This is a genomic window from Aeromicrobium sp. Sec7.5, from assembly GCF_036867135.1.
Lineage (GTDB): Bacteria > Actinomycetota > Actinomycetes > Propionibacteriales > Nocardioidaceae > Aeromicrobium.
This window is the reverse complement of record NZ_JBAJIJ010000001.1, coordinates 484,290-506,307: the sequence shown is the minus strand read 5'-3', so window position 1 is coordinate 506,307 and position 22,018 is coordinate 484,290. Positions and strand designations below refer to the sequence as shown.

Below are 22,018 nucleotides of genomic sequence, written 5' to 3'. Positions count from 1 at the left end.
CAGGCCGGCGTGGCCCCGGCTCGGCTCACTGCAGGCGCAGGGCGAGAGCCGGGCAGGCGACCGCCGCCTGTCGGGCGGCCCCGACCAGGTACGGCTCGATCTCCGGGTCGGCGACCAGCGGGAAGCCCCACTCGTCGAGGGTGATCTTCTCGTGGAGGAGGCGTGCACAGACACCGTGCCCGTCGCAGCGGGTCCAGTCGACGTGGACCGTGGTCATGACTCACTCCTCGGGAGCGGGAAGATGGTCGACGGCGGGCGACCACACGTGCCGTGCGCCCGGTGGACCGCGATGTCGTCGGCCAGGGCGACGATCGCCGAGGACATGAACTGCACGGCACCATCCGGATGGGCACACGCGCCGCGTCCTCGCACCTGTCCCGCGCGGCGAACCACCTGGGCCTCGGAACCTCGCCCGGCAGCGAACGCCCGCACGTCGTCGGCCAGCGCTGGAAGCCCGAAGAAGCACGGGCCGCACTGCCCGGCGGACTGGTCGGCCAGCCACTGGCTGACGACCGCGACCTCGGCGAGCACGCACGTGTCGGCATGTGGACGGGCGATGACGCCGGCACCGAGCGGGGACCCGGAGGCGCGCAGTGCGGCGCGGTCGACCGTCAGGCCAGCCGTCGATCGGACCCAGGTGCCGTGGAACCCGCCGACGAGGACCAGAGCGCCGGGACGGCCGGGCAGCAGGGCGTCGAGTCGCGTGCCGTTCGCGACCTCGAGCACGCCTGCCTGGATCACGTCGCCGACGAGCGTGACGAGGCTGGTGCCCGGTTCGTCGCGAGTCCCGGCAGCAGCGTATCCGGCGGCCCCGAGCCGCGCGAGCACCGCGACCTGGGCGAAGGTCTCGACGTTCGAGGCGAAGGTCGGGCGTCCGGCCAGGCCGTGGTCGTGCGGCAGATCGCGACGACCTCCGGGGCGCGCCTGTCCGGTGTTGAGACCGTTGACCACAGCGCGGATCTCCCCCGCGACGAACCCCGACCGGGTGTGCACCACCGTGATGGCGTCCGCGTCCGGCCGCTCGTCCAGCGCGGCGGCGAGCGACGCGTGGGCGCGGCTGTCGTGGACGGCGACCGTCACGGCGGTCGCGCCGAGCGCGCGGGCCACGACGAGGGCCCCGTCGATCACGAGGTGGGGGGCGACCGTCATGAGGGCGCGGTCCTTGTAGCTCGCCGGTTCTCCCTCGCTGCCGTTGACCAGCACGGTCATCGGGCCGCCGAACGGCATGGCCTCGAGCTTGACCGCCACGGGAAAGGCCGCGCCGCCGCGCCCCAGGAGGTTCACGGCTCGCATCGCATCGGTGAGCCAGGCGCGCGGGCGCAGGGCCGGGACCCCGTGGACGGCCCGGTGCTCCGTCCAGGTGAGGGCACGGTCGGGCGAGATGCCCGCCAGCACCCGCGGGGCACCGAAGGGACGGGAGGGCACAGTCGTGGGGGTGTCGATGACGGTCATGACGCACTCCTCGTGAGGCGGCGGGCGGTGGCGAGCGGCTGGTTCGCCGCCCGATCGAGTCCGATCAGGCGGATGACGACGGCGACGGCGACGGCGATGCCACAGGTGGCGTAGACGGCGGTCGACCACATCGCTCCGGTGTCGGTCCCCGCGAGCAGGCCGTGGCCCATCGAGAGGGTCCACCCCAGGTAGGCGGCCACGTGCACCGTGCGCCAGGTGCGAGCAGCGCGGGCCGAGGCAGCGAGGCGTCCGCGGGCGGCCCCGGCGACGGCGGCCAGGACGATCGCGTAGGTCGCGAGGGTGCCGAGGCCCAGTGCGAACGGCGCGAAACCGGCGGTGAACGGCACCACTGCGCCGGTCACGCTGACGTCGACGTAGCTGTCGATCACGAGGATCCCGACATGGGCCAGCAGGGCGAGGAGCCCCGTGATCGCAGCCGACCGGTGCGCCATCTGTGTCAGGAACCGCCGGTCGATCGCGGCCCAGCTCCTCGGACGCGACCGCGACGACGCCAGAGCGCCGAGCACGGTCGAGGCCGTGAAGGCGATCAGGGCGACCAGGCCTGCGGCCCGCGCCAGGTACCAGAGCGTCATCACGCCGCCTCGGCGTTCGCCGGCCACGCACCGACGGTGCGGACGCGACCCGCATGGTCGACCAGTCGGGCCGGCAGCTCCAGCTCGGCCAGGTACGCCTCCGCCTCCACGCCGAGGATGATCGCCGCGGTGCTGGCAGTGTTGGCGTCCACCGCGCTGCGGGCCCAGACCGTGGCGGTGCGCCAGGGCCCGTCGGCAGGCCGGCCGGTACGCGGATCGATGATGTGGTGCGCCGCGCCGGAGGGCGTGCACCAGGCACGAGCTGCCGAGGACGACGTCGCCACACCGCCATGTGTGAGTCCGATCTGCTCCCCGCGGCCGCCGCTGACCTCGCTGACGTGCACCTGCCACGGGACGTCCTTCCGTCCGGCCACCGCGAGGTCACCGCCGATCTCGACCAGGACTCCCGTGCCGTGGACCGCGGCGATCGTGTGGGCGGCGACGTCGGCCGTCCACGGCTTCGCGGTCGCGCCGAGGTCGAGCACCACCCCGCGGGGCACGCCGACGCGGGACAGCTCGTGGTCGACCCGCACCTGCCGCCAGTCGGCGGGCGACGGCAGTCGGTCGGCGTCCGTCTCGATCAACCGTCCGCGGATCAGCTCGATGTCGCGGTCGTACCCGGCGTGCAGGAGCTGCCGCCCGACCGTCGGGTCGACCAGTCCCTCGGTCTCCGCGGCGGCGTCGAGGGCGACGTCGACCAGCGCCAGGGTGCGGCCGCCGACCGGCACGAAGGTGCCCGACCTCGCGTTGACCCGACTGACGTCGGACGTCGCCAGGAACCGGCTCGCTGCCTGTTCGACCTCGCCCATGAGGTCGACGAGGAACCGCCGGGCCGGACCGAGCGCCGCCGGATCGGTCACGGTCAGTCGCACGGTGCAGGTCCAGTCCTGCCAGACCGCCGAGGCGCTCATGACGCGTTGCTCCCCGCATCCGGCGCCGATCCCGGCTGGGGCGACGTCAGCCCGGTGGAACCAGAGGTGTCGGAGGTGGGTCCGTTCGACCCGGTGGTCCCCGACGTCCCGGACCCGTCCGGGACGGTCGTGCTCGGCTCGGCCGAGACGGTCTGGGCCGCCGTGACGGCGGCCAGACCACCGGTCAGCAGCACGCTGGAGGCGGCGATCGCCGCGAAGTGCTTCCTCGCCCGGGCGGCGAGAGCCGCCCGCGGCGCTGTGGGTGAGGTGTTCATGGTGTCCACACTCTCCGCCCGAGGTCGGGCTGATGGATCGCCGAGCGATCGCTGGTCGACCACTCGGACTCATCGTGGGTGCTTCCACCTGTACGCAACCTGACTGTGCGCGCGGTGTGCTCCTGCTGGCCGGCGCCTCAGGACAGACCCGATGCCGGCAGGACGACCGGCGAAGCGCTTGCCGGGACGACGGAGTGCCCGCCCCCACACCGCAGAGCTCAGACGACGCCGGCGGCCAACGACGTCAGCGCGAGCTCGGGATGGGCGCGGGCGATGCGCTGCATGCGCCACCGATCGGTGAAGACCGCCAGCAGGGTGCCGTCGGTCCGTTCCAGCACCTCGGCACCGGCCGACGAGTTGACGGTGTCGGCGCCGGCGCGATCGACCTGGAGCGCCAGCTGGTAGTCGAGGTGGTCGAGGCCGACCTCGGTCGAGAACTCGCGCTTGAGACGGTCGACCACCACCTCGAACTGCATGGGACCGACCGCGGCGAGCACCGGCGCCTGGTCGCCCCGCAGGTTCGAGCGCAGGACCTGCACGACGCCCTCGCGGTCGAGCTGCTCGATCCCGCGACGGAACTGCTTGTACCGGCCGGTGTCGCGCGCCCTGATGACCGCGAAGTGCTCCGGCGCGAAGCTCGGGATCGGCGGGAACTGCACCGGCGACTCGGCGTAGAGGGTGTCGCCGATGGCGAGCTGGGAGGCGTTGACCAGGCCGATCACGTCACCGGGGAAGGCGATCTCGGCGGTCTCGCGATCCCGACCGAACAGGCTCTGGGCGTACTTGGTCGCGAAGGGGCGTCCGCTCTGCGCGTGGGTCAGCACGTCGCCGCGACGGAAGACGCCCGAGCAGATGCGCGCATAGGCCACGTGGTCGCGGTGGGCGGTGTTCATGCCGGCCTGGATCTTGAACACGAACGCGCTGAAGTCGGCATCGACCGGGCGCGGCTCCCCGTCGACACCCGGCCGGGGGCCCGGAGCGGGCGCCACCGTCAGCATCGTCTCGAGGAGCTGGCCGACGCCGAAGTTGAGGGCGGCTGCGGCGAACAGCACCGGGGTCGACTGGCCGGCGAGGAACGTCTCGCGGTCGTACGTGCTGCCCGACGCGTCGAGCAGGTCGGCCTCCTCGCGGGCGGCCTCCCAGACCTCGCCGAAGAGCTCGGCGGCTTCCTCCGGGGAGTGGGTCGCCTGCGGCGCGATCGTGGCGCCCCCGGCCGTGCGGAGGTACTCGATGCAGGTGCCGTCGCGGCGGTCGATCACGCCGTGGAAGTCACCGGCGATGCCGACCGGCCAGGTCAGGGGCGTCGGGTGCAGCGTGATCTCGGTCTGGATCTGGTCCATGAGCTCGAGGGGGTCAAGGCCCGGCCGGTCCCACTTGTTGACGACCGTGATGACCGGGATACCGCTGCGGCGGCACACGTCGAAGAGCTTCAGGGTCTGCGGCTCCAGGCCCTTGCCGCCGTCGAGGAGCATCACGGCGAAGTCCACGGCGGAGAGCACGCGGTAGGTGTCCTCGGAGAAGTCGGCGTGCCCCGGGGTGTCGACCAGGTTGAAGACCGTGCCCTCGTACTCGAACTGCAGCGCGGTCGAGGAGATCGAGATGCCGCGCGCCTGCTCCATCTCCATCCAGTCCGAGACGGTGGCCTTGCGTCCCGCCTTGCCGTGCGTGGCACCCGCCTCGGTGATCGCGTGGGCGTGGAGCGCCAGCGCCTCGGTGAGCGTGGACTTGCCGGCATCCGGGTGGGAGATGACCGCGAACGTGCGCCGGCGGCCGGCCTGCGCCAGGACGGCGGCCGGATGGTTCGAGGTCGGCGCCGCCGAGGGCGTCACGAGCCGGGGGTCTTCGCAGGAGTCACCCCATGACCGTAACGGCAGGGCGGGGACGAGCTCGCGCCGGCGGACGGCCGACCGTGGTCGACCTGGACTTCCGGGGCGTGACAGCGCGAGCCCGCTGACCCGAGGCGGGTCAGCGGGCTCGTGGCCAGGCGTCGCTCAGGCGGCGTGCTTGCAGGTGGCGCAGGTGCAGTCGGCGCAGATGCAGTTGGCGCACTGGTGGTCGTCGCTGCAGTTGTCACAGGCGCAGACGTTGTGGTTGCACGTCTCGCACGTGCACGAGGTGCAGGTGCACGTCGCGCACGTGTCGGTGCAGTCGGCGCACGAGCAGGTCGTGCACTCGTCGTAGTGACCGTCGTGCTCGTGGTGGGCGTGGCCGTCGTGCAGGTAGTCGACGTGGTCCTCGTGGACGACCGCGTCGTGGCCGCAGCCGGGCCCGTGGGTGTGGGCGTGGCGCTCGGCGGTGGGGTGGTCAGTCACGGTCATGAGAGTGCTCCTGGGTGTGGTGGAAGGCATCGAGGAACACGTGCGTCACGTGCTCGTCGGTCAAGGCATAGACGACCTCGCGCCCCCGACGCTCGGAGGTCACCAGGCGTGCGCCCCGCAGCACCCGAAGGTGCTGGGAGACGAGCGGCTGGGACAGACCCGACCACTCGACCAGCTGCCCGACGGTCTGCTCGCCCTCGGACAACCGGTGGACGACAGCCGAGCGCACCGGCGACGACAGGGCCCCGAAGAGATCGGAGACCCGTCGGTACCTGTGCGCGAGGTCATCGTCCGCCATCCAGAGATCTTGATATGCGCATGTTTGCATGTCAACACGACAACGACTACCGGCCCCGATCACGTTGTCACGTCGTGGAGCCAGACCGCTGCGACGACCAGCGGCGACCATCGCACCTCCGGTAGCCTCGCCCAGGTTGACTGTTCACGGACCAAAGGATGAGCGTGGGATCTGCAGCGCCGAAGCGCCGTCTCGTCACCGAGCGCCGTCGGTCCCTCACGCTCCGTCCCCCGATTGCGGCTGTCGGTGCCGTCGCCATGATCGTGGCCGGTTGGGGCTCGGTCGCTCTTGCCGGTCCTCCGGACCAAGGGGTGCCGTTCAGCGACCAGCGAGCCCTGTCAGGTTCTTACGACACCGGCCCGGACGTCAGCCGGGACTTCGACCGCGTCGTGCTCGAGCAGCAGACCCAGGCGCAGGCCGAGCAGGTCATCCAGGCGCAGAGCGAGGTCCTCGCGGGTTCGCAGGCGAGAGCGGACGAGCTCCAGACCGAGGCGGAGGCGCTCCGCGCGAACCAGTGGGTCCTGCCGGTCACGGGGTACCGCATCTCGGGCCACTTCGGTGACGTCAACTCCTTGTACGGCAAGGGGCACAGCGGTCTGGATCTCGCCGGACCCTCCGGGTCGACCATCGTGTCGGTCGCGGCGGGCACCGTCATCGCCGCCTCGTACTCCGGCAACTGCGGGAACATGACGCAGATCCAGCTCGACGCCGAGGATCTGGTGATCATGTTCTGCCACCAGAGCCGCATCGTCGTCGAGGTGGGCCAGCACGTGGAGGCCGGCGAGACCGTCGGGTACACGGGGTCGACCGGTCGATCGACCGGTCCGCACCTGCACGTCGAGGCCAAGCCCGGCGGCGGCAAGGCGGTCGACATCGAGCCGTACTTCCGCGAGCACAACGTCACCCTGTAGGGACCTCGCCGCGTCGGTCCCGGCCGTGGCGGGTCGGTCCGAGAGACCGCGGCTGACCGCCTTGGCCGGTGCCCATACGCAGGGTCCGTACGATCGTGACGATGTCCAGCACGGTTTACCGACGACTGCGGGCACGACTTCTCCGAGTCGCGCTCGCCGTGGGCGCGCCCTTGGTCGTGCTGGGTCTGGTGGCGATGCACTCGCTGATGACCCTGGACGAGGGCCACGCCGCCTCCCACAGCAGCCAGGTCGCCCAAGTCGGGGATCCGATGACCGGCGACGGCCACGGACACGGCAGCGCCGCTCACGCCACGACCGCAGATGCCGGTGGCGATCACGGAGCACCCGCGGACGACCGGGGATGCGGCCCTCTGATGGCGATGTGCATCGCCATGCTCGTGTCGATCGCGATCGGCGTCGTCCTCGTCCGCGCACGCGGGCTGCGGCGCGTCATCGAGCAGCTCCCTGTGCCGACGATGATCACGCTCGGGTGGGAACGGCCCGCCTGGCAGAGCCTGACACCGCGACAACGCACTTCCGTCCTCCGCTGCTGATCGGTCGTGACACCGGCGCCTCGACGCCGGTCCTCGACGACCCCGAAAGCATCAGCACTCAAGGAGAACACCCATGCGCACACGACTCATCGCGGCCGTCATCGCCGCCACCACCACTCTGGCCCTGACGGCCTGCTCCGGCGACGACAGCTCTGCCTCGCTACCGGACGACGTGACCGAGTTCGACGTCACCTTCGCCCAGGAGATGATCCCCCACCACGAGCAGGCCACCGAGATGGCCGCCTTGGCGCAGGACCGGACCACCAGTCCCGAGATCCTCGACATCGCCAGCCGTATCGAAGCAGCGCAGGACCCCGAGATCGAGACCATGACCACCTGGTTGCAGGAGTGGGGTGTTTCAGAAGAGAGCACCGACGAGCACTCCGAGATGAACCACGGTCAGGGCTCGGAGTCCGCCATGCCCGGCATGATGTCCGACGAGGACATGTCCGATCTGGAGGACGCCACCGGCACTGAGTTCGACCAGATGTTCCTGACCATGATGATCGAGCACCACGAGGGCGCCATCATCATGGCCAAGGCCGAGATCGACAGCGGCACCAACCCGGACGCGATCGCCCTGGCCGAGCAGATCGAAGCAGCTCAGACCACCGAGATCGCCGAGATGGAAGCGCTCCTCGCCCCGTGAGGTCCGCGGTGCGTCCGACCGGCCCCATCAGGTCGGCCGGGCGCACCCCGTTCTGAACGAGCTCCTGCTCGAGTCACACGGCCTCAACGGCGATCCAGAGGCCCACCACCGCTGCGCCCGGAACCCTGTTCCAGGCGCTCGGAGAGGTTCGCGTCAACCCTGGCGAGAAATGCCTGCGTCGAGAGGTGGGGATGGTCGGGCGAGACCAGGAGCGCCAGGTCCCTGTCCAAACGGCACCAGGGCCCGCAGCAAAGAACGCTACGAGCCCTGGCACCGGCGGAGGATAGGGGATTCGAACCCCTGAGAGCTTTCACTCAACCCGCTTTCCAACCGCGCCAGCGCCAATTTCGGCCAGTTCGTCGGAGTCTGTTTCGCTGGAATTGCAGGGTTTTCCATCACTGCCCATCACGCCCAATCAGGGCACATCATGGTCCAACTGAGACCAAAACTGAGACCAAAACCGACGAGCCTCCGCGCACCCGATCGCATCGCCAGGCCATGGTCAGCAACACCAAGACTGTGGCTCAGGCGTCGTAGGCGAGCGAGGCCGACAGCTCCCGGTGGGCGTTGATCTGCTCCTGAATGGTGGCGAGGTTCTGCTCGACTCCGGCCATGACGTCGCTTCCGGCGAGGAAGCGCAGCGGCAGGTCGCCGGAGTCCGACAGGGTCACGAGTGCTACGGCGAGCTTGGCCGGGTCGCCGCCCTGCTGGCCGTTCATGCCCGACCACGCGGTGATGGTCTGCTCGGTGCGCTCGGCATAGTCAGTGATGTCCAGCTCGGGCCAGATGTCGGCTTCGGCGATGGCCAGAGCCATTCCCATGACGGCGCTCAAGCCGGCCAGGGCGAGCCCGAAATTGGTCCACGGGAGGGCTTGGAGCGTGTCGTTCTGCGCCAGGACTAGGAGCATGAGTCCGCAGATGAACATGGTGGCGACGGACCATTCGATCGTGCTCTGACGGGGCGTCTTCATCAGGGCTTCCCCTTCATCGGAGGTATGGGTCTGTCGGAGTTCAGGGCTTCTTGAGCAACTTCCCAGAGTGCACGCCGCGAAGGGTGCGGACGGCAACGACGGCCCAGGCGCTGAGAAGGAGGATGAACAGTGCGCCGGCCGCGACCTGGAGCACGTGGTTGCCGGTCAGCTGGGCCAGCCCCGACGTGCCGGTGACCACGGTGCCGACCGGGAAGGTGAAGGACCACCACGTCAGGCTGAACGGAAGTCCTTCCTTGGCGGTGCGGGCGGTGAGGGTGGCGGCGATCGCCAACCACAGCATCGCGAATCCCCACATGGGAATGCCGTAAACGAGGGCGAAGGCGTGGAACGCAGTGCCGTAGGGGCTGTCCAGCACGTCGGGGGTCACGTTGCCGAGGTGGTGGGCCGCAGTGATCGACTGACCGACGGGACCGAGGACGATCCAGAGCGTGGGCACGGCGCCGGCGGCTCCGATGCCGTGGCGCAGAAGCCGGTTCCAGATGAACGCGATCATGACGATGCTGCACATGAGAGTGAGGCCGAAGAACGTGTAGCAGGCCAGCAGCATCGTCTGCTGGGCCTGGCCGGCCGGTAGGTGCGGGATGAGGGCAGCGCCGGTGGCGGCACTGACCATGGGCGGGACCACGGGCATGAGCCAGCCGCCGAAGGCGGAGTCCTCGTGGACCTCGTGCGAGGTGAAGGCACGGATCGGCACCAGCACGGCCGTGGTCAGACCGAGCAGGGTCCCGACGGTCCACAGCACCCAGTCCAGCGCCAGCGCCGCAGTCATGCCGATCAGGTGATGTCCCACCAGCACTGCGCCGGCACCAACGGTCATGAGTCCCATCGCGGGCGCGCCGTAGAAGTGCGACATCACCGGATCGTCCAGGTGACCGCGGGCCACCTCGCCATGCAACGTCCAGTGGCCGGCAGTCGCCACGACCACCACGACGAGAAGCAGGAGGGCGAGGACCCAGACGGTGGTGGCGAAGACCGTGATCCCCGGGACGGAGAAGGGCAGGGAGGCAGCGGCGACTGCGACGATGCCGGTGCCCATGACCGAGGCAAACCAGTTGGGTCCGATGAAGCCGAGAGCCGGAGCGCCCTCGAGCTCGCGGAGCCAGCCCGATCGGTCGCGGGTGCTGCAGGCGGCGGGCTCGCTGGTCGTCGTCAGGTGTGCGGTGGTCATGACTCCACCGTGGTCTCGATGCGCGGATCGCGGTAGAACCCGTCACCCTGTGGCTCCACAGGGCAGACCTGTGGAGGACACGTAGTCTAGGCAGATGCGCAACATCCCCGACCTGGCTGCTCTTCAGCTGCTGGTCGACGTGGCCACTCATGGCAGCATCGGCGCTGCGGGTCGAGCGAACGGCATCACCCAGCAATCGGCATCCGAACGGCTCAGAGCCGTCGAGGCCCAGACGGGACTGACCCTCCTGCGTCGTGCTGCCGGAGGATCGACGCTCACTGAGTCCGGTGTCCTGATGGTCGGCTGGGCCTCACGTCTGATCGATCTCGCTCAGGAGATCGACGAGTCGATCGCGACCTTGCGCGACGACCGCACGCACCAGCTGAGCATCGCGGCGAGCATGACCGTCGCCGAGCACCTGCTTCCCCTGTGGCTGGTTCGGCTTCGCCAGCAGCACGACACCGTCGTCAGCCTGACCGCCACCAACAGCGAGAACGTGCGGACGGCCGTAGCGGACGGGTCGGCCGACATCGGTTTCGTCGAGGACGGTGCCGACCCCGGCGACCTGGCATCACTGGTCGTCGCTCGCGACGAGCTGGGCCTGTACTCGGCACCGCACGACCCGTGGGCCAAACAGGACTCGCCGCTGGCGCCAGATGAGATCGTCACCCGGCCTCTGACGTGGCGCGAGCAAGGGTCAGGCTCCCGGCGCGTCGTCGACGACGCGCTCGCACGACTCGGCTTGACCGCCACGGCGCCCGCCGTCGAGCTGACCACCACGTCCGGCATCCGATCGGCGGTCAGCGCAGGCAGCCCACCGGCGTTCATGAGCCGGCGCTCGGTGCGCAGCGATGTGGAGGCGGGCCGGCTCGTCGAGGTGCCGATCATCGGGCTGGACCTTTCGCGCGACCTCACCGCGCTGTGGGTCGGCAGCGGCCGCCCGCCGGCCGGTCCGGTCCGCCACCTGCTGGCGATCGCCACGAAAGCCCGCACGAGATGAGCACCGATCGCCGGTCCCGAGTGGACGAGCCGCACGTCTTCGCGCTCAACGCGCTGGTCCGTGCTTGGCGTGCGGCGGTCGACGAGCAGCGGTTCGTCCCGTGGTTCGACCCGGACGGTCCTGGCGTGAACGCGAGGATCCTGGTGCTGATGGAGTCGCCCGGCCCTCGCACGGTTGCCGCAGGTGACCTCGGGTTCAGCACCGAGGACAACGACGACCCGACCGCGGCCGCGCTCCGTGCAGCACGAGCTTCTGCGGGCGTGGCCCGTGACGGGTACGTGAGATGGAACGTGGTGCCGTGGCCCACCTACGACGCTACCGGCCATCGAAGGCCGCCACTGGTGCGAGACCTTGAGGAGGCGCGTCCGGCATTGAAGGAGCTGTGGGCGGCTCTGCCCGACCTCCACGTCGTCGTCGCCGTCGGCATGCCGGCACTTCAAGGTGTGATGCGGCTGATGACGATCGATGAGACAGCCCGGGTTGTTCCCGTGCTGGCTGTCCCGCACCCGTCACCACGCAACGCCCACGCACGCGCAGAAGCCTTCAATCGACTGCGTGTGGCTCTCGAACGATCCCAGAAGATCGCCCGTTTGAGAGCGTGAAGACGGCCTCGATTCGTGTCCGCCACCGACCCTGTCGCACCCGGTCCACGCCCAGCTGTCGTCGCGCCGTGGGGCTACCGTTGCGGCAATGTCCTCTCGTGATGCGGCCACGAGGGTGGGGCCACCCACCTGGGTTCGCGCTGCGTTGATTGCCGTGGTCGTCGGTGGCATCGCGGCCATGCACGGCCTACAGCTCGGTGAGGCAGTCGAGTATCCGCGAGCTCGAAACCGTGCTGACGAAGCGAGTCATCGATCTCGACAAGCGCGAGGAACGACTTCTGGATCTCGCCGAGCAAGGTCTCCCGCAGCACAAGATCCGGCAGCGGATCAACCAGCTACGTGAAGATCGGGAGCGAGTCGAAGCCGAGCGCAACCACGCAGGCAAGGCACTCGCTACCGGTGCTGAGCTACTCGAGGAATGCCTGGCGCTACTCGCAGATGTCGGCGCGATCTACCGACAGGCGAACGACGCAGCGCGTAGCAGCCTCAATGACGCCAACTTCAAACGGCTCTTCCTCGATGAGGACGGCATCCACGACGCCGAGGTTCGCCCGCCGTTCGACGCGGTCCTCGGAGCCGACCAAGCGCATCGGCGCGCGATGTCACGTGCCGCACATGCAAACAGCGCCACGGTGGGCGATCACGATGTGACCGTGTCCCGAGGCGCTGCGCTGACCTTGAGCCGCTTACTCCCGATCCCCGGAGGTGAAACCTCACGTGGTTGGAACAAGCGCCTCATGGCGGAGGTAGAGGACTCCGTCGCTCGTCCCTCCCCGAATCATTGCGCTCAAACGGCACCGGGGCCCGCAGCGACGAACGCTGCGAGCCCCGATTGCGGCGGAGGATAGGGGATTCGAACCCCTGAGAGCTTGCACTCAACCCGCATTCCAACCGCGCCAGCGCCAATTTCGGCCAGTTCGCCAGAGTCTGTTTCGCTGGAATTGCAGCGATTTCCATCACTGCCCATCACGTCCAATCAGGGCACATCATGGTCCAACTGAGACCAAAACTGAGACCAAAACCGACCGTCGCAGATCCGGCGGTTTAGGCACACGTCATGGCCACATCTTCTTGATCTGTCCGTCCTTGTAGACGTGCCAGAAGCCACCGCCACCGTGAGTGACCGCTCGGTCCATCCGAGATCGCGCGGCCTGCAGAGCTGCCACCATGTCGGCCACCAACAGATCGGCACGAGACAGGCAGAAGAGGGAGGCACCGGGCGCGATCGCCGCCAACTCATCGGCTCGATACCGAATCGCCTTGTCCTTGGTGAGCAACGGCCAGCCCTGCCTGCAGCCCTCGGCGATCCACTCCGGATCAGAGATGTTCTCCGCGTCGTCGGGGTAGTGATCGGCGATCAGGTGAAGCCTCCATCCGTCGGCCCGAAGTTGCTCGGCGGTCAGACGCCCGAGGCTCCGGTCGACGAAGTAGTCAGGCCGCAACCCTGCAGATGTCTTCGACGACATCCCTGCTCAGATCGAACTCCTCAGCCACCGTGTTCATGGACTCTCCAGCGATCCAGAGGTCCACCACCGCTGCGACCGGAACCTTGGACTCGGCCATCACTGGTCGACCCCAGGCGAAGCGCGGGTCGATGACCACCTCTGCGCGGTCGGGGTACTGGCCCAGGCGCAGCTGGGCAGGTTTGCCCTCGTCGTCCCACTGGATGAAGCGCAGATGCGCGTCGATGACCTCGCGGATCGGGGCCTGGCGGTGCTGGTTCACCAACGATCGGTCGATGAGCTCCACGAACAGACTCGCTCCGTCCGATGCGATGCGCTGTGTGGCGAGCGCGAACGGATCCTTGAACTCCTCCCGAACGATCTCAGCTACGTTGCGAATCTCGCTCATGCGGAACCCAAGGTCGCGCAGGGAACGCAGGACATGTGCTTCGACCACCCCGGCGAAGGTCACTCGCGGCCAACCACGCCGCTCGGGTCGGACCGAGTGCACCAACGGTTCGCCACCCCGGGGGTTCGCGAGCCACGAGTCGAGCGTGGATTCTGGCATCTGTAGGTGCGTCGCGGCGTCGCGAGCCGTGAGCAAGGGCGTCGAGTAGATGTCCACGGCCCACCTCCTTCGCCCATCAGCTTCGATTCAATTCAATCTATCCGAGCCCACGGACGGACGAGGGACCTTCGATGAGACCGCGCCGGACGGCGTATGCCGACGCTAGGACCCACCCACGGCGGTCATGACCCCACCGATGAGCGCGATCAGTCCGCCAACCAAGCCTGGCACCCCTTGCGTCCAGAGTCGACGCCACTCCGCCTCGACCTCATCAAGCTCGCGCGCGCTCTTCGCCTTTTCCCGCGCCACAGACGCGTAGGTCAACACCCAGTCGTCTGCGCCGCGGGCAGCCTTCAGCGTCGCTTTCGCCTTCAGAAGACGATCCAAATCCGGGTCGGGCCGATACGACGGCTGCTCGGAGTAGTTGTCGATGTCCGCTGCATCATCACCCCACCGCAGCCTCAGGTCGTTCGTGACCCTGACGATCTCGGCCTCTCGGTTATCCGACCGCGCCCCCTCTCGACGCAACGTTTCGCGACGGCGTCCCGTCGACGCGATCACCCATATCGCCTGCAACACGGCCAGTGCTGAACCGATCAAGACCATCAGCGTCCCAAGTTCAACCATGCCCCTACCCTAGGAAGGCAGCCACACACCAACCGTTCTGGTCCTACCGGTGTCGCGACGAAGTCCGGCGAAAGCACGGCGAAGGCGTAGTAGAGGAATCCTCAGCTGGTGATCTCGGTGATCGAGAACCCAGACAGCGCAACGCAGCCCGGTCGCGTCAAGCGCGCCGGGCTGCGTCCAGGTCGTCACCGAGAGGTGAGCCCGACGAGGTCCACAGTTGCCGGGCCTGCCGGCGCGCCGCAGCAACCTCCGCCGTCGGTACCCGCCTCGTCCTCGAACGTCCCGGCTCCTCCGCACACCCCAGTGTCGGGCAGCGTCAGCTCCACGCGAGCTGCGGCTTCATGGTCGCCGGCGATCGCGGCGGCCACGGAGCGGGTCTGCTCGAACCCGGTCAGGGCGAGGAACGACGTGGCGCGACCGTAGGACTTCATGCCCACGGGATAGAAGCCGGGCTCGGGCTGGGCGAGCTCGGCGGCGCCGTGAGGGTAGACCGTGCCACAGGAGTGCTCGTTCGGGTCGATCAGCGGCGCCAAAGTCCGCGGTGACTCCAGCACCGGGTCGAGGTCGAGGCGAAGCTCGGAGAGGAACGAGAGGTCGGGCCGGAAGCCGGTCAGGACGACGACATCGTCGACGTCGGTGACCTGAGCGCCCTTGTCGGAGTTCAGCGTGAGGCGACCGTGCGCGTCGGTGTCGATGCGAGCGGTGCGGAAGCTGTTCACGGTCGTGACAGGACCGTTCTCGACGGCGTCCTTGGCGAGCTGGCCGAGCTCGCCGCGAGCGGGCAGCTCGTCCTGACCGCTGCCGGCGAACGTGGCGTTGACCGACGGGCGACGGACGAGCCACGAGATGCGGGTTTCGGGGTGCTGCTTAGCAAGCGCGACTAGACCGATGAGAACGCCCTTGGCCGAGGCGCCGGAGCCGGCGACGACGACGTGCTTGCCGGCATACCGCGCGGCGACCGCCTCGTCGGCGAGGTCGGGCATGCGGTAGCTGATGCGGCTCGCGTTCTCGGTCTCGCCGATCGCCGGGAACCCGTCGCTCCCGAGCGGGTTCGGGCGGGTCCAGGTGCCGGAGGCGTCGACGACGGCCCGCGCCCTGACGGTCTCGCGACCGTCCGGGGTCTCGACGTGGACCACGAACGCGGAGGTCTCACGACCCGAGGAGACGAGGCGGTCACGACCTGCGCGCGTCACCGCTAGCACCTTCGTGGACAGGCGCACGCTGTCGCCCAGGACGTCGGCCAGTGGCTGCAGGTAAGAACCGACCCAGTCGTTGCCGGTCGGATAACGCTTCGGATGAGGTGCTCCCCATCCGCTGGCGGCCAGAAGCTCCTCGGCGGCGGGGTCGACGAGCTCGGACCACGCCGAGAACAAGCGCACATGGCCCCACTCGCGCACTGCAGCACCCACCGCGGGACCGGCCTCGAGCACCACCACGGGAATGTCCCGCGAGCGCAAGTGAGCGGCAGCCGCCAGGCCGGACGGGCCAGCCCCGATCACAACGGCGGGCAGTTCAGCGGTGGGCACGGTGCTCATCAGGTCTCCTCGGATACAGCCGGCTGGTCCATAGACGTTCTTCGATGCAAGTCGAGTTTACCCACACATCGAAGAACGTCAATGGACCTGTCAGAGAGACTTCAAGAGCTCCTGCACTCGCTTGTCGACGTCATCTCGCAGCTCGCGGATGGATTCAACGTCCCAGCCGTCCGGGTCGGGCAGCGTCCAAGTCTCGTAACGCACGGAGTCGACCTGTGGGAGATCGAGTCCGGGCTTCATCGCGATGACCACGTCCGAGTCCGCCACCCTCTCAGGGGTGACGGCAGACGGGACGTGGGCGGAGTCGTCGATGCCGATCTCGGCCAAGCTCGCGATCGTGACCGGGTTGGCCGCGGCCGCCGGGCGGACGCCCCCGGACTCGACGTGGATCGCGTCGCCGCCTCGGGTGCGAGCCAGTGCCGCCCCGAGGACGGAGCGGCCGGCGTTCTGGGTGCAGATGAACAGGAGTCGGGGTGTCTGGTCGGGCATCAGTGGGCCTCGCCGATCAGTGCGGCGTCACGGGCCGGGGTGCCGGCGTGTTCGAGGTCGGCGAGGTACCGCTCGGCGTCGAGCGAGGCGGCGCAGCCGGTGCCGGCAGCGGTGATGGCCTGGCGGTAGGTGTGGTCGACGAGGTCACCGGCCGCGAAGACGCCCGGGATGTTGGTGGCAGTCGATCCGGGCTTGACCAGCACGTAGCCCTCGTCGTCGAGGTCGACCTGGCCGCGCAGCAGCTCCGAGCGGGGGTCGTGGCCGATCGCGATGAACAGGCCCGTGGCGTCGAGACCGCGGGTCTCGCCCGTGTTGGTGTCGCGCAGCGTGACCGACTCGAGGCTGTGCTCGCCGTGGAGCTCGGCGACCTCGGAGTTCCAGGCGAACTCGATCTTCGGGTTGGCCAGGGCGCGGTCCTGCATGATCTTGGAGGCGCGCAGCTCGTCGCGTCGGTGGACCAGGGTGACCTTGCTGGCGAATCGCGTGAGGAAGGTGGCTTCCTCGAGGGCGGAGTCGCCGCCGCCGACGACCACGATGTTCTGCTCGCGGAAGAAGAAGCCGTCACACGTGGCGCACCAGCTGACGCCGTGGCCGGACAGCTCGTCCTCGCGGTCGATGCCGAGCTTGCGGTAGCCGGAACCGGTGGCGAGCACGACCGCGTGGGCGGAGTAGGTGGCCCCGTCGGCGAGCGTGACGGTCTTGACCTCGCCGGTGAGGTCGACCTCGACCACGTCGTCGGAGACGAGCTCAGCGCCGAAGCGGTCGGCCTGGGCGCGAAGGTTGTCCATGAGCTCCGGCCCCATGATCCCGGTCGGGAAGCCGGGGAAGTTCTCGACGTCAGTCGTGGTCATCAACGCACCGCCGGCGGTGACCGAACCCTCGAACACCAACGGCTCCAGGTTGGCCCGCGCGGCATAGATCGCCGCGGTGTAGCCCGACGGCCCCGAACCAATGATGATGAGATTGCGCACGCTGCTCGTGGACTGAGTACTCATCTCGTCAGGCCTCGCTGCCGGCGGGGACGAGCGACTCGATCAGACCCTCGATGCGCGCCTTGATCTCGTCACGCACCTCGCGGACGACGTCGATGCCCTGGCCGGCGGGATCGGTCAGGACCCAGTCCTCGTAGCGCTTGCCCGGGAAGTAGGGGCACTCGTCGCCGCAGCCCATCGTGATGACGACGTCGGACGCGATCACGGCCTCGTCGGTGAGCTTCTTCGGCTGCTCGCCGGTGATGTCGATCCCGACCTCGGCCATGGCCTCGACGGCGACGGGGTTGATCTGGTTACCGGGCATCGAACCGGCCGAGCGGACGTCGATCCTGTCGCCGGCGAGCTCGGTGAGGAACCCGGCCGCCATCTGCGAGCGGCCCGCGTTGTGGACGCAGACGAACAGGACGCTCGGGCGGGCGGTGCTGGAGGTGCTGGGCTCAGACATGGAGATCTCCTTGATGGGGCTGCGGGATGGGTCGGGCCGGGTAGAGGGCGATGCCGACGATGCCCCCCGCCAGCTGCGCGAGGGTGAACGCGCCGACCGAGGACGGCGCGATCCCGGCGAAGGTGTCGGAGAAGACGCGACCGACGCTGACAGCCGGGTTCGCGAACGACGTGGAGCTGGTGAACCAGTAGGCGGCCCCGATGTAGGCGCCGACCGCCGGAGCGGCGAGCGCGACACGGCCCGTGCGGACCAGCGCGAAAATCACGAGCACCAGGCCGGCGGTCGCGACGACCTCGGCCAGCAGGTGCGACCCGCTCGCGCGCTCGTTGCCGGAGAACCCCTGCGGGGCCTCGAACATCGCGTTGGCGAGCAGGGCACCCCCGATGGCGCCGGCGACCTGCGCCGCGACGTACGGCGCGATGTGTCGAGCACTGAATCCATCCGCATCGCCTCGGCCGAGCCACCAGTCGGCGATCGTCACGACGGGGTTGAAATGCGCTCCCGAGACGGGCCCGAGCACCAGGATCAGGACTGCGAGGCCCAGCACGGTGGCGGTGCTGTTCTGCAGCAACTGCAACCCGACGTCGTCGGGCGACAGCCGCTGGGCGGCGATGCCCGAGCCCACGACGATGGCCACGAGGAGCGCGGAGCCCAGGGCTTCGGCGAGAAGTCGACGAGGGAGGGGGTGCACCGCCGTGGGCGGTGTCTCGGAGTTGGTCACGGGAACATCTTGACGAGAACTATTCACTCAGTCAAACTCGACTCAATGAACATTGAGCGAATGACTCCGGAGGGTCGGGCAGCTTGGCATGCGGCTCTGGCCGATGTGGCGCGGATCGACATCGTCGACCGGCTGAGGTTCACCGACCTGTCGCCGAGTGAGCTGCAGAAGGCGATGGGTCTGCCGTCGAATCTGATGGCCCATCACCTCAAGGTGCTGCAGGACGCCGGCATCGTCGACCGTCGGCGGTCCGACGGCGACCGCCGTAGGACCTACCTGACCCTGACCGATCGCGCTGCTGCCGAGGGCGTCCGGGAGCCGTTCCGTGCGCCGCGGGTGATCTTCGTGTGTTCGGCCAACTCCGCCCGCTCCCAGCTGGCTGCGGCGCAGGCGCGACGGTCGACCCTCATCGAGGTCGCCTCTGCCGGCACCGTCCCGGCCTCCGCGGTGGCTGCGGGCGCCCAGTCGACCGCCCGTCGTCACGGGCTCAGCCTGGAGGACGTTCCCCAGTCGATCGACGCGATCCGGCGCACCGACGACTTCGTGATCGCCGTCTGCGACCAGGCCTACGAGGAGCTCGACGGTGACGTCGCCTTGCATTGGTCGCTACCCGACCCCGTTCCCGAGGGCACGGACGCTGCCTTCGACGAGGCCTTCGCCCGCATCACCGACCGCCTGTCCACCCTGTTGCCTCACCTTGAGGCCACCTCAGAAAGAGGACCGTCATGAGCACATCCATCGCCATCGACCAAGGGGCCGCGCTGGCGGCCTCGACCGACCGCCTCCTGGCGGAGTTCGCCGACCGCCTCGAACCGGACACGATCTCCCGGTTCCTGCAGCACTCCTATGACGAGCTCTCGACCCCCGCGCGGTTCGGCCACCACCTTCCACTGCTCGCCGAACGCTTCGCCCGCCAGCGCCTCACGGCGCTCGCACGGATCGAGGGCGAGCACAGCATGCCGATCGTGCTCTTCCTCTGCGCCCACAACAGCGGTCGCTCGCAGATGGCCATGGGCTTCCTCGCCCGCCACGCGTCGACGCAGGCTGTCGGGTGGTCCGGCGGTTCGCACCCGGCCGAGACCATCAATCCCGCCGTCGTGGCGGCGATGGCCGAACGTGCCGTTGACATCTCGGCCGAGTACCCCAAGCCGTGGACCGACGAGGTGCTCCGCGCTGCCGATGCGGTCGTCACCATGGGCTGTGGTGACGCGTGCCCGATCATCTCGGGCAAGACCTACGAGGAATGGGACCTGACCGATCCCGAGGGGCTCACGGTCGAGGAGATCCGTCCGATCCGCGACGAGATCGAGCGTCGCGTCCTGACACTGCTCGCCCGACTGACCGCACCCTGAGCTCCGAGACCTCTCCAATGCATCGACGCATCTCAATACGTCCGGCATACTGAACGGCATGGCCACCGACCTTCCCGTTCTCGATGCTGCGCCGTGCTGCGCACCGATCGTCGGCGAAGCGATGAGCGCCGAGGACGCCCCCGCCCTCGCGACAAGGTTCAAGGCCATCGGTGACCCCACACGGTTGCGTCTGCTCTCGCTCGTGGCTTCGCACGAGGGGGCCGAGGCCTGCGTCTGCGACCTGACCGAACCGGTCGCCCTGTCGCAACCGACCGTCTCGCACCATCTCAAGATCCTGGTCGAGGCCGGGCTCCTGACCCGCAGCAAGCGCGGCACCTGGTCGTTCTACGCACTCGTCCCCGGAGCGCTCGACGACCTTGCCGACCTGCTCCGCACGCCGGTCGCCGTCTGACCGTGTTGGCTACGCCGGCGGCGATTCGGCACATCGAGGACCACGACTGGGACGACGTGCGCCGCATCTACGCTGACGGCATCGCCACCGCCAACGCGACCTTCGAGACCGAGGTCGCTCTGCGCGAGGATCTCGAGCAGCGGTGGGTGGCCGGACAGGTGTTCGTCGCCGAGACGGACGGACGCGTCGTGGGCTGGTCGTCGGTCTCCCCCGCTTCCGCGCGCCACTGCTACCGCGGCGTCGGCGAGACGTCCGTCTACGTCGACGGCGCGGCCCGAGCACAGGGCATCGGAAAACGTCTCGTCGAGCACCAGATCACCGCAGCCGAAACAGCCGGATTCTGGACCCTGCAGACCTCGATCTACCCCGAGAACCGCGCCAGCCTCCGGATCCACGAGGCGGCCGGCTTCCGGGTCGTTGGCCGTCGCGAACGGATAGCGCAACTCAACGGCTTGTGGCGCGACACCGTGGTACTCGAATGGCGTTCCGTTACGCCTTGAGGTTGGTGGCCGAGATTGTGCAACTGACCTCGTCTGGTCGGAAGTTGCGAGGCAAACGACTCCACGGCCTCGCTGCTCGTGAAGTTTTCAGTCGGAAGGCTCGGACTTCTGACCTCCGGACGGCACATTTCGCACGTCCCGCGAACGCAACGCAGACTCGATCTGAACCGATGTCGGGGCACCCGCGAGCCCGCTTGTCGTCCAGTACACACGGCAGGCGAGCGTGTCCACACGCGTTGCTTCGGGGAACAGGTCCTGACCATCGACGAGGATCGTCGGCGATCCCCCAAAATCGGTTGACGCTGCCACAGTCTGCGTCTTCACGAGCACCAGTTCCACTGGGACATCGGTCTTTCCCAGCGCGTCCAACGCTGCGCGAACTCGACCGCTAGCCACGGCTGTGTTGGGGCACTCGTCGATGTGCAGGACCTGAACCTTCATTTCCCCAGTCTCCTCGATGCTTGCTTCGTTTTACCCACGTACTCATTTGGGCTCAGGCTGGTTGGGTGGCTGGCGGCTTCTCCTGAACATCGACGAGCTCGCCGACCACGATTCGCCGCAGGTCGGTGCTGAACATCTCGGCGCAGGTGATCATGGTCAGTAGTGGCTCGGTGGGGGTTGCGCCGCGCGAGTTCGGGTCGGGGACCGGGAACAGTGGCCAGCCGGTGGTGTATTCGACCTTGATCTCGTCTCCGTTCTGGCGGAGTCGATAGGTGTAGAGGTGGGTGCGTGTTTCGATCTCGACGACGTCGCCGGCGCGCAGGTCGAGGATTCGTTTGAAGACGGCGCCACGCCCGCTGCGGTGTCCGCCGAGGATGAAGTTGCCGACTTCGCCGGGGCCGACGCCCTTCTCGTACCAGCCGACACCGCTCGCGAGGGCTGACCGGCCCTTGGAGTCGAGCAGGTCGCTGCCGGGGATGATGGGGATCTCGTAGTCGCTGCCCCAGCGCTCGACTCGTAGGAGACCGGCCGCGTTGGAATCGATGTTGTTGGACCAGTCTTCGGCGATCTGCTCCTTGATCTCCTCGTGCTTCTGGGCGGCGATGATGTTGGTGCCGTAGAGCTCCCACCCGACGTAGGCGATGAAGCCCAGGCCGGTCAGCACCAGCGCCAGACCCAGGGACGTGAGAACCCGCCGCCGACGAGGTCTGCGCCGCGTGGAAGCTTGTCGTGGACTGGGTCCGGAGGGGTAGTTGGTCATGGTGGGTCCTT

At 68.6% G+C, this 22,018-nt stretch carries 30 protein-coding genes; 10 read left to right on the top strand and 20 right to left on the bottom strand.

Annotation, left to right across the window (positions count from 1 at the left end):
• Positions 1-25: 25 nt before the first annotated feature.
• The 8 genes from V6S66_RS02550 to V6S66_RS02515 form a co-directional block, all read right to left on the bottom strand.
• Positions 26-217, bottom strand: a complete 192-nt coding sequence (locus V6S66_RS02550) for a ferredoxin (protein ID WP_334205195.1) — start codon at positions 215-217, stop codon at positions 26-28.
• Positions 214-1,452 carry an NADH-ubiquinone oxidoreductase-F iron-sulfur binding region domain-containing protein gene (locus tag V6S66_RS02545; RefSeq protein ID WP_334205194.1) on the bottom strand — a complete coding sequence of 413 codons (1,239 nt, stop codon included), beginning with the start codon at positions 1,450-1,452 and terminating at the stop codon, positions 214-216. Before V6S66_RS02545 ends, V6S66_RS02550 begins: the two co-directional genes overlap by 4 nt.
• The gene (locus V6S66_RS02540; RefSeq protein ID WP_334205193.1) at positions 1,449-2,072 is read right to left on the bottom strand and encodes a ferric reductase; all 624 of its coding nucleotides are present in this window, start codon (positions 2,070-2,072) and stop codon (positions 1,449-1,451) included. The genes V6S66_RS02545 and V6S66_RS02540 overlap by 4 nt, the downstream gene beginning before the upstream one ends.
• On the bottom strand, positions 2,045-2,956 hold the full coding sequence (locus tag V6S66_RS02535; RefSeq protein ID WP_334205192.1) for an FAD:protein FMN transferase: 912 nt from the start codon (positions 2,954-2,956) through the stop codon (positions 2,045-2,047). The genes V6S66_RS02540 and V6S66_RS02535 overlap by 28 nt, the downstream gene beginning before the upstream one ends.
• Positions 2,953-3,231, bottom strand: coding sequence for a hypothetical protein (locus V6S66_RS02530; RefSeq protein ID WP_334205191.1), 279 nt, complete (start codon positions 3,229-3,231; stop codon positions 2,953-2,955). The genes V6S66_RS02535 and V6S66_RS02530 overlap by 4 nt, the downstream gene beginning before the upstream one ends.
• 218 nt (positions 3,232-3,449) lie before the next feature.
• Complete coding sequence (locus V6S66_RS02525) at positions 3,450-5,060, bottom strand: peptide chain release factor 3 (RefSeq protein WP_334205190.1); 1,611 nt, start codon at positions 5,058-5,060, stop codon at positions 3,450-3,452.
• A gap of 162 nt (positions 5,061-5,222) precedes the next feature.
• Positions 5,223-5,549 carry a hypothetical protein gene (locus V6S66_RS02520; RefSeq protein ID WP_334205189.1) on the bottom strand — a complete coding sequence of 109 codons (327 nt, stop codon included), beginning with the start codon at positions 5,547-5,549 and terminating at the stop codon, positions 5,223-5,225.
• Positions 5,536-5,847, bottom strand: coding sequence for an ArsR/SmtB family transcription factor (locus tag V6S66_RS02515; RefSeq protein ID WP_334205188.1), 312 nt, complete (start codon positions 5,845-5,847; stop codon positions 5,536-5,538). The genes V6S66_RS02520 and V6S66_RS02515 overlap by 14 nt, the downstream gene beginning before the upstream one ends.
• A gap of 158 nt (positions 5,848-6,005) precedes the next feature.
• On the opposite strand from V6S66_RS02515, the gene V6S66_RS02510 reads away from it, so the two are divergent.
• The 3 genes from V6S66_RS02510 to V6S66_RS02500 all read left to right on the top strand — a co-directional run bounded on the left by V6S66_RS02510 (position 6,006) and on the right by V6S66_RS02500 (position 7,961).
• Positions 6,006-6,758: a M23 family metallopeptidase gene (locus V6S66_RS02510; protein ID WP_334205187.1), complete on the top strand. Its 753-nt coding sequence runs from the start codon at positions 6,006-6,008 to the stop codon at positions 6,756-6,758.
• Between the two features lie 101 nt (positions 6,759-6,859).
• On the top strand, positions 6,860-7,312 hold the full coding sequence (locus V6S66_RS02505; protein WP_334205186.1) for a hypothetical protein: 453 nt from the start codon (positions 6,860-6,862) through the stop codon (positions 7,310-7,312).
• A gap of 73 nt (positions 7,313-7,385) precedes the next feature.
• Positions 7,386-7,961: a DUF305 domain-containing protein gene (locus V6S66_RS02500; RefSeq protein ID WP_334205185.1), complete on the top strand. Its 576-nt coding sequence runs from the start codon at positions 7,386-7,388 to the stop codon at positions 7,959-7,961.
• 524 nt (positions 7,962-8,485) lie between these two features.
• On the opposite strand, the gene V6S66_RS02495 is transcribed toward V6S66_RS02500, so the two are convergent.
• Together V6S66_RS02495 and V6S66_RS02490 are read right to left on the bottom strand one after the other, a co-directional pair.
• A complete protein-coding gene (locus V6S66_RS02495; RefSeq protein ID WP_334205184.1) occupies positions 8,486-8,932 on the bottom strand; it encodes a hypothetical protein in 447 nt (148 codons plus the stop codon).
• A 40-nt stretch (positions 8,933-8,972) separates the two neighbouring features.
• Positions 8,973-10,121 carry a TDT family transporter gene (locus V6S66_RS02490; RefSeq protein WP_334205183.1) on the bottom strand — a complete coding sequence of 383 codons (1,149 nt, stop codon included), beginning with the start codon at positions 10,119-10,121 and terminating at the stop codon, positions 8,973-8,975.
• A gap of 94 nt (positions 10,122-10,215) precedes the next feature.
• Here V6S66_RS02490 and V6S66_RS02485 point away from each other — a divergent pair, with 94 nt between their 5' ends.
• From V6S66_RS02485 to V6S66_RS02475, 3 genes are all read left to right on the top strand, one after another.
• Positions 10,216-11,121, top strand: a complete 906-nt coding sequence (locus V6S66_RS02485; protein WP_334205182.1) for a LysR family transcriptional regulator — start codon at positions 10,216-10,218, stop codon at positions 11,119-11,121.
• 20 nt (positions 11,122-11,141) lie between these two features.
• On the top strand, positions 11,142-11,723 hold the full coding sequence (locus V6S66_RS02480; RefSeq protein ID WP_334205181.1) for a uracil-DNA glycosylase: 582 nt from the start codon (positions 11,142-11,144) through the stop codon (positions 11,721-11,723).
• Between the two features lie 230 nt (positions 11,724-11,953).
• On the top strand, positions 11,954-12,571 hold the full coding sequence (locus V6S66_RS02475; RefSeq protein WP_334205180.1) for a hypothetical protein: 618 nt from the start codon (positions 11,954-11,956) through the stop codon (positions 12,569-12,571).
• 207 nt (positions 12,572-12,778) lie between these two features.
• Here the strand turns inward: V6S66_RS02475 and V6S66_RS02470 are convergent, their stop codons facing one another.
• The 8 genes from V6S66_RS02470 to V6S66_RS02435 all read right to left on the bottom strand — a co-directional run bounded on the left by V6S66_RS02470 (position 12,779) and on the right by V6S66_RS02435 (position 18,542).
• A complete protein-coding gene (locus V6S66_RS02470) occupies positions 12,779-13,189 on the bottom strand; it encodes a hypothetical protein (protein ID WP_334205179.1) in 411 nt (136 codons plus the stop codon).
• Positions 13,155-13,790, bottom strand: a complete 636-nt coding sequence (locus tag V6S66_RS02465) for a DUF433 domain-containing protein (RefSeq protein WP_334205178.1) — start codon at positions 13,788-13,790, stop codon at positions 13,155-13,157. The genes V6S66_RS02470 and V6S66_RS02465 overlap by 35 nt, the downstream gene beginning before the upstream one ends.
• A 105-nt stretch (positions 13,791-13,895) precedes the next feature.
• Positions 13,896-14,360, bottom strand: a complete 465-nt coding sequence (locus V6S66_RS02460; protein WP_334205177.1) for a hypothetical protein — start codon at positions 14,358-14,360, stop codon at positions 13,896-13,898.
• 185 nt (positions 14,361-14,545) lie between these two features.
• Positions 14,546-15,895, bottom strand: a complete 1,350-nt coding sequence (locus V6S66_RS02455; protein ID WP_334205176.1) for an NAD(P)-binding domain-containing protein — start codon at positions 15,893-15,895, stop codon at positions 14,546-14,548.
• A 90-nt stretch (positions 15,896-15,985) separates the two neighbouring features.
• Positions 15,986-16,384, bottom strand: a complete 399-nt coding sequence (locus tag V6S66_RS02450) for an arsenate-mycothiol transferase ArsC (RefSeq protein ID WP_334205175.1) — start codon at positions 16,382-16,384, stop codon at positions 15,986-15,988.
• Positions 16,384-17,379: a thioredoxin-disulfide reductase gene (trxB, locus tag V6S66_RS02445; RefSeq protein ID WP_334205174.1), complete on the bottom strand. Its 996-nt coding sequence runs from the start codon at positions 17,377-17,379 to the stop codon at positions 16,384-16,386. The genes V6S66_RS02450 and trxB overlap by 1 nt, the downstream gene beginning before the upstream one ends.
• Positions 17,380-17,383: 4 nt before the next feature.
• The gene (locus tag V6S66_RS02440; RefSeq protein ID WP_334205173.1) at positions 17,384-17,821 is read right to left on the bottom strand and encodes an arsenate reductase ArsC; all 438 of its coding nucleotides are present in this window, start codon (positions 17,819-17,821) and stop codon (positions 17,384-17,386) included.
• Positions 17,814-18,542: an MIP/aquaporin family protein gene (locus V6S66_RS02435; protein ID WP_334205172.1), complete on the bottom strand. Its 729-nt coding sequence runs from the start codon at positions 18,540-18,542 to the stop codon at positions 17,814-17,816. The genes V6S66_RS02440 and V6S66_RS02435 overlap by 8 nt, the downstream gene beginning before the upstream one ends.
• Before the next feature lie 105 nt (positions 18,543-18,647).
• Here V6S66_RS02435 and V6S66_RS02430 point away from each other — a divergent pair, with 105 nt between their 5' ends.
• The 4 genes from V6S66_RS02430 to V6S66_RS02415 are packed head-to-tail and all read left to right on the top strand — an operon-like array spanning position 18,648 to position 20,806.
• Positions 18,648-19,271 (top strand): arsenate reductase/protein-tyrosine-phosphatase family protein, encoded by a 624-nt coding sequence (locus V6S66_RS02430; protein ID WP_334205171.1) that lies wholly within the window; start codon positions 18,648-18,650, stop codon positions 19,269-19,271.
• Positions 19,268-19,894 (top strand): arsenate reductase ArsC, encoded by a 627-nt coding sequence (locus tag V6S66_RS02425; RefSeq protein WP_334205170.1) that lies wholly within the window; start codon positions 19,268-19,270, stop codon positions 19,892-19,894. The genes V6S66_RS02430 and V6S66_RS02425 overlap by 4 nt, the downstream gene beginning before the upstream one ends.
• A gap of 58 nt (positions 19,895-19,952) precedes the next feature.
• Positions 19,953-20,306, top strand: coding sequence for an ArsR/SmtB family transcription factor (locus tag V6S66_RS02420; protein WP_334205169.1), 354 nt, complete (start codon positions 19,953-19,955; stop codon positions 20,304-20,306).
• A 2-nt stretch (positions 20,307-20,308) separates the two neighbouring features.
• Positions 20,309-20,806 carry a GNAT family N-acetyltransferase gene (locus V6S66_RS02415; RefSeq protein WP_334205168.1) on the top strand — a complete coding sequence of 166 codons (498 nt, stop codon included), beginning with the start codon at positions 20,309-20,311 and terminating at the stop codon, positions 20,804-20,806.
• A gap of 87 nt (positions 20,807-20,893) precedes the next feature.
• Here V6S66_RS02415 and V6S66_RS02410 read toward each other — a convergent pair whose 3' ends face one another.
• Both V6S66_RS02410 and V6S66_RS02405 read right to left on the bottom strand, forming a co-directional pair.
• A complete protein-coding gene (locus tag V6S66_RS02410) occupies positions 20,894-21,247 on the bottom strand; it encodes a hypothetical protein (protein ID WP_334205167.1) in 354 nt (117 codons plus the stop codon).
• Positions 21,248-21,299: 52 nt separating this feature from the next.
• Positions 21,300-22,007 (bottom strand): sortase domain-containing protein, encoded by a 708-nt coding sequence (locus V6S66_RS02405; RefSeq protein WP_334205166.1) that lies wholly within the window; start codon positions 22,005-22,007, stop codon positions 21,300-21,302.
• Positions 22,008-22,018: the final 11 nt, after the last annotated feature.